Source organism: Seonamhaeicola marinus, assembly GCF_008085455.1.
This window is the reverse complement of the sequence record NZ_VSDQ01000294.1, coordinates 1-486: the sequence shown is the minus strand read 5'-3', so window position 1 is coordinate 486 and position 486 is coordinate 1. Positions and strand designations below refer to the sequence as shown.

Here is a 486-nt window from a genome sequence, read left to right as displayed (position 1 = left end):
AGTATCAAAACTTTCATCAAAAAGTGTTTCAGTTAATACACCAACTTTAACAAGGTTATGATAGGTTTTAGTAATTTTTTTTGAATTTTTATAAACAGAAAGTGTTACACTGTACATACCCGAATTAAATGTATGCGAAGGGTTTTGTGAGGTGTAATCAATAACACCATCAGAGTTTATATCCCATTCCCAAGCTGATGCATTTGGGCATGAGTTGCTAAAGTTAACAGTAAGTTTGTTTTGGCAAGTTATGGTATTGCTAGCAACTACATCTGCATTAAAATTAGTGCTAGATAAATAATGCTTTTGGGTAATGTAAAAGGCATACATTCTTTGTAATTGTTGTTTAGAAAAATGCGTTCTACAGTTTTTTTTAGCATATGACATTATGTTACTAACATCTGGCTTAAAGGTGTGCCCGTGGGCATCAGTTTCTATACCAATGTATTCACAAAATTCATTAACATTAGTGGTGGTTAACTTTGG

General features: G+C 32.3%; 1 protein-coding gene. It reads right to left on the bottom strand.

From position 1 onward, the window contains the following. A partial coding sequence (locus FUA24_RS25005) for a PKD domain-containing protein (protein ID WP_394344185.1) occupies positions 1-486 on the bottom strand: 486 nt, incomplete at both ends.